Origin of the sequence: Anabaena cylindrica UHCC 0172 (assembly GCF_034931625.1) — a bacterium.
GTDB classification, from domain to species: domain Bacteria; phylum Cyanobacteriota; class Cyanobacteriia; order Cyanobacteriales; family Nostocaceae; genus Anabaena; species Anabaena cylindrica_A.
The window spans coordinates 1-5695 of the sequence record NZ_JAYGGY010000072.1; the positions used below are offsets into that span (position 1 = coordinate 1).

The following is a 5695-nucleotide window of genomic DNA, read 5'->3' on the forward strand; positions in this document are numbered from 1 at the left end:
GTTATCCCGTGACTCCAATCATATAATATGTTATTTGTCAATATTTAGAGGGCTGCAACTAATCAACTCAACATTACCCATCAATACTATTTTTTCCTCAATGTTAAGAAATATTTCGCCAATAGCGTCAACGAGATCGAGAGTCATCGTTTTCAGCCTTTAGACTTACTTATATAAACAATAGAAAATTACCAATCAAAATTCCCAAATGGCTTGACACTTTGATGTATCCAATTAAGTCGGTGGATAAATAGCGATCGCAAACCGCAATCTAAAAATCACACGGGTAATTTACCACTTCTTTATTTTTTGTGAAAACGTAGCCAAACCAACCTTTTTATTACTCTGCGACCTCATTCCTCACCCCTAATACCCCAGACCCCTGATACCCCAGACCCCTGATACCTCAGACCCCCTAAAAATAAAAAATAGTACTTTAAGCTTCATTGAAGTTACGTAAAAATACTAAATAAATGAATTGAGTGTATATGATATTAACGTGAATTTGATGTATTTTATTTCACCTCTGTTCAAATTAACCCAGGAAACAGTAAAAAGCTGTAAAAGCCTATGGTGACGTTGTTCATCCATCTCTGTCAAGGGTAATATACGTTCATAAACAGGGATTTAATCTACTCACCTTAATTTAAAGCTACAAATAATTATTTCTCGGTATTCCGGAAACTGGTAAGAAATTCAGAAGAGGTAGGTAACAACTTATGTAAGAATTTCTCAGTAAGGAACTTATGAGCAACCAAACCGTCAAACAGCTGCTACAAGGACGTTACCAAATTATTCAAAGCCTTGGTGCAGGAGTATTTGGACAAACATACATCGCCGAAGACGTAGACTATCCAGAAAGACCTAGATGCGTAATTAAGCAGTTAAAAGTCAACGACTACCAATCTAGTGCTTACTTTGATTACCTAAGACTACGTTTTCTTACCGAAACTGAAACCCTCAAGCATTTGGGAAAACATAACCAAATTCCGCAACTTATCACCTTCTTTGAAGAAAATGAGCAGTTTTTCTTAGTACAAGAACATATTTCCGGACAGCCTTTGTCTGTGGAATTAAGTCTCAATCAACAGCAGGGAATTCAATGGACTGGAATCGAAGTAATGACATTTCTTGAAGATGCTTTAGGAATTCTCGAATTTGTTCATTCTCAAGGCTTTATTCACTGTGATGTTAAACCAGAAAACTTAATCCGACGCGCTGGTGATCATAAATTAGTGCTAATTGATTTTGGCTCAATTCAGCCAATTGACTTTAGCACTGATGCAGAATTACCTATTTCCCAAATTCCTGTCACTTCATTGGGTTACATACCACCAGAGCAATTTCTGGGTCAAACACAACCCAATAGTGATATTTATGCTTTGGGTATGATTGCTCTCCAAGCTTTAACAGGATTAACACCTCTGCAACTAAAAATTGACCCTACTAACAACGACATTCCCTGGCGTTGCGAAGGCACTGAAATTGATGAATATTTAGCTGTTTTTATCAGCCAAATGATTCGTTATAATTACCAAGAACGCTTTCAGTCTGCCAGCGAAGCACTGTGGATATTGAATCACATAACATGGAAACACCAACCGCAAATAGTTGCTCCCACCCAAGCGCCAACTTCCTTAAAAAAAACTGTTCAAAAAAAAAAGAACAAATCAGAACCATTATTAGCAGGAATGCGATTGGGACTAGCTCTTAACTCTGTGGTAGTTGGATTAGGTGTATCGGCTTTAGTAAATAATTCACTAGTTTATTCAGAAACTGGAACTTTATCTAAAGCCATAGCAGAATATCAATCAGGGGATTTAGAAAAAGCAATTAATATAGCTAAATCAATTCCTCCCTATAGCAACGTCTATCCAGAAGCTCAAGATACAATTGCAGAATGGCAAAAACAATGGCACAATGATACAGAAAATTATCTAGCAGCAGAACAAGCTTTAAATGACGGTAAATTATCAGATGCAATACTTAATGTTTCTCAAATTCCATCTACTTCATATTGGCGTTCTAAACGAGAAAAACTAGTTAAGCAAACACAAGCTAACCTGGAAGAACAAGCACAAAATTTATTAAACCAAGCTTACGTAAAAGCTGAGAATAGAGAATTTTCTGCTGCTTTAGAATATTTGCGTCAAATTCCTCCCGAAACTTCTGCTGGTACTATAGTCCAACAAAAATTGCTTGAATACAAACAAAAACAGCAGATAAGAGCAGGATATTTTTTACATACAGCTTACAAAAAAGCCTTAATAAATGACTTTGCTAGTGCGATAAAATTACTGCAAAAAGTTCCTCAAAATACCGAAGCCTATGCTCAAGCTCAAATCAAATTACAAGAGTATCATCAAAAGCTAGAAATACGTGAAGAAATTCAAAAAATGCTCAAAAATAACAAAGTTTCTGTCATCAATCAATCTACTATATTTGGACAGACAAACTCAGGTACTAAAATTGCATATTTCTCGTCACCAGATGAAGCACAAGAAATCAATATTAGTGCTTAATCAATATCAATAAGACTTCGTTAATAATGATATGGGTTAAACATCAACTACATTTGAGATTAGATTATTTATAAATTTGAATTAGGTAGCCGTATAATCGGTACTATTATAGAGCGAGATTTTTCTGGTTGCAATTGAGTTTGCGCCTGTTTTCTAGCATCTATTGCTTGTTGGTAATCAGGCTTGTATTTAATAGCTTGTTCATAGGATGCGATTGCCTCTTGGTATTGTTTTAAATTTAATAATGTATTACCTCTACTATACCAACTTTCATAATGATTTTTTTGATAACGAACTGCCTTATTATACGATGCTAAGGCATCTTCATATTTTTGTAACTTATATTGTGAATTACCTAAATTATACCATACCTTATAGTCATTTGCTTTCAAGGAAATTGCTTTATTGTAAGATTCAATAGCTTCTGCATAACGTTGACTTTGATGTAATGCCCATCCTAAACTATACCATGCTTGATAGTTACTAGGATTATATTTAATGACTTCTTTAAAAGCATCAATCGCTTCAGAATATCGCCTCAAAGTAATCAATATATTACCCCTAGAAAACCAAGCTTGATAATAGCTGGGCTTGTATTGTACTAATTGACTGTATGCTTTTAAAGCATCTTCATAGCGGTTTAAATTGACTAGAGAATTGCCCCAATTATATAAAGCTGCTTCATAGTCTGGTTTTAAATCTACTGCTTTTGTATATGCTGTTATTGCATCATCATATTGTTTTAGACTCTGTAGTAAAAATCCTTTTTTATACCAAATCTCATAATTGTCTGGTTGCAATTCAATTGCTTGATCATAAGACTTAATTGCATTATCGTATTGTTTTAAATTCTTGAAGGCATCACCCTTAGCATTCCATACCGCTGGGGAGTTTTCTTTAATTTCTAATGCTTTATCAAAAGCAGAAATTGCTTCTGAATAACGCTGTAAATTCGCCAAAGTAAAACCTCTACCAGTCCAAGCTTCTAAATAATTTGGTTGAAGTTGAATAGCTTTATCATAAGCTATTAGTGATTCTTGATATTTTTGTAATTCAAATAATGCCTGGCCTTGACCATACCATGCTGCAACAAAATTTTGTTTAATATTTACTGCTTCTTTATAAATGGCAAGGGCATCTTCATATCTTTGTAATTGTAAAAGTGTATTACCTTGTTTATATAATTCCGTAGCATTATTAGTATTGATTTTATTAAAAACATATATTGATGCTGTTCCTCCCAAACCCATTAATAATACTCCTAATGTCAATTTGATAAATATACCTTTTTTGAATTTTTGAAGTTTGATATGTTTGATATTATTAAGTGGAGCAGCAGGACTTAATGCCAGTGTCCCAGAGGATGGTTTATTTAAACCTTGCAGTGCATTTAATGCTACCGTTGCTGAAGCATAACGTTGACGAAAATCATAACAAACCATCTTATCTAAAAAGTCTGCAAATTCTGATGTGACTGTGGCATGATTTCGCCAAACAATTTCATTACTATCATCATCTTTTTCTAATTGATCCGGTGATAATCCAGTCATAGCTTGAATGGCAATAATTCCCAAAGCATAGATATCACTACTTAATTTTGGAGTTCCTTGCGCTTGTTCTCCAGGCATATAACCAGGTGTACCAATAGCAATAGTAGATTTCGTTTTACCTGTGGGAATAATTACTTGGGTAGTGATTTCTTTAACTGCACCAAAATCAATTAAAATTAATTTGTTATCTTGTTCTCTTCTCAGGATATTACGTGGATTAACATCACGGTGAATTACCTTTTGTTGATGTACAAAGTCTAAAATTTCTAAAATCTCTTGTAACAACGAAACTACTTCATCTTGATTGAGGGTTTTTCCGGCGGCTAACTCTTGACTCAGGTCATGACTAACGATAAATTCCTGAACAAGATAGAATTCTGCATCTTCTTCAAAGTACGCTAGAAGTTGGGGAATGCGATCGTGAGTACCTAATTTGTATAAAACCTGTGCTTCTGTATCAAATAGCCGTCTAGCTATTTCCAAAGTGGCTGCATTACTTGACTGAGGCTTGAGCTTTTTGACAACACACTGAGGTGAACCAGGCAAATGAGTGTCATAAGCGACATAAGTTTCACCAAATCCCCCTCCTCCCAGGTGACTGATAATTTGGTATCTTCCTACAAGTGTGTTTCCTAGCATTTCGGTTGCTGAGTTGAATGCAATATTACCTAATTACATCTTGCCACAGGAGACTAGGGACTGGGGAATCAGAGGAAAATGAGGAGGAATAACCACCAATCACCAATTACCAATTACCAATTACCAATTACCAATCACCAATCACCAATTACCAATTATATGATTCCTATTAGTGATAACATCCATAGTTGGAAGAAGCCGATTATTACTTATTGGTTAATTGCTATTAATCTGTTTATATTTTGCTGGGAATTGAGTCTAGATATTAATGGTAAGTTAGGCTATTTTGTCAATAGTTGGGGGATAATTCCAGAGCAAACTCATACAGCATTTACAAATGCAATTTTTGACAATTCAGCAGCATGGATAGTTGTATTTTGGCGATTATTTTCTCTACCTTTATCGCTATTTTTACATAGTAGTTTTAGTCAATTACTGGGGAATCTACTTTTTTTATGGGTATTTGGTAAAACTTTAGAAAGAATTTTAGGACAACAGAGATATTTATTACTTTACTTAGTTGCTGGCATTTTTGCTGGAATGATCCAAATTTGTATGGAACCAAAATTAACAGTTCCAGTTATTGGTGCTAATGGTGCAATTGCATCCATTTTAGGCGCTTATATTATGAAGTTTCCTAAAACAAAGATAGATTCAATTTTGCCTTTAATTATTGTATTTATTCCCGTAGAGATACCAGCATTTTTCTATTTATTTTGGTGGTTTGTACAACAGTTATTTTATGGAATTGGTAGTTTAAATATTCCAGGTGGTGTAGCTAATCTTGGTTATTGGGGACAATTTGGAGGATTGGTAACGGGTGCGGCTTTTATGCGAATGGTGCAACGACGGTAAAATAATTCGTAATAGGGAATATAAAGCCGGATTTTTTAAATTTTGAATTCGTAACTGTTACGTTGCTATTGCTAGATACAGCACTTCCCGCTGTTATGAGGTACAGTAACAGCAATTAGTAAACCAGTT

Annotated in this window: 3 protein-coding genes; 2 read left to right on the forward strand and 1 reads right to left on the reverse strand. The window is 34.7% G+C overall.

Annotated elements, in window-relative coordinates; translation table 11 throughout:
* Positions 1 to 746: 746 nt before the first annotated feature.
* Positions 747 to 2522 (forward strand): serine/threonine-protein kinase, encoded by a 1776-nt coding sequence (locus tag VB713_RS13830; protein WP_323312099.1) that lies wholly within the window; start codon positions 747 to 749, stop codon positions 2520 to 2522.
* A gap of 68 nt (positions 2523 to 2590) precedes the next feature.
* Here VB713_RS13830 and VB713_RS13835 read toward each other — a convergent pair whose 3' ends face one another.
* A complete protein-coding gene (locus tag VB713_RS13835; RefSeq protein ID WP_323312100.1) occupies positions 2591 to 4711 on the reverse strand; it encodes a tetratricopeptide repeat protein in 2121 nt (706 codons plus the stop codon).
* A 159-nt stretch (positions 4712 to 4870) separates the two neighbouring features.
* Between VB713_RS13835 and VB713_RS13840 the strand changes: the two genes are divergently transcribed.
* A complete protein-coding gene (locus VB713_RS13840; protein ID WP_323312101.1) occupies positions 4871 to 5566 on the forward strand; it encodes a rhomboid family intramembrane serine protease in 696 nt (231 codons plus the stop codon).
* Positions 5567 to 5695: the final 129 nt, after the last annotated feature.

Coding starts and splice junctions, on each gene's coding strand:
- VB713_RS13840 (WP_323312101.1), top strand. CDS start 4,871: ATGATTCCTATTAGTGATAACATCCATAGTTGGAAGAAGCCGATTATT.
- VB713_RS13830 (WP_323312099.1), top strand. CDS start 747: ATGAGCAACCAAACCGTCAAACAGCTGCTACAAGGACGTTACCAAATT.
- VB713_RS13835 (WP_323312100.1), bottom strand. CDS start 4,711: ATGCTAGGAAACACACTTGTAGGAAGATACCAAATTATCAGTCACCTG.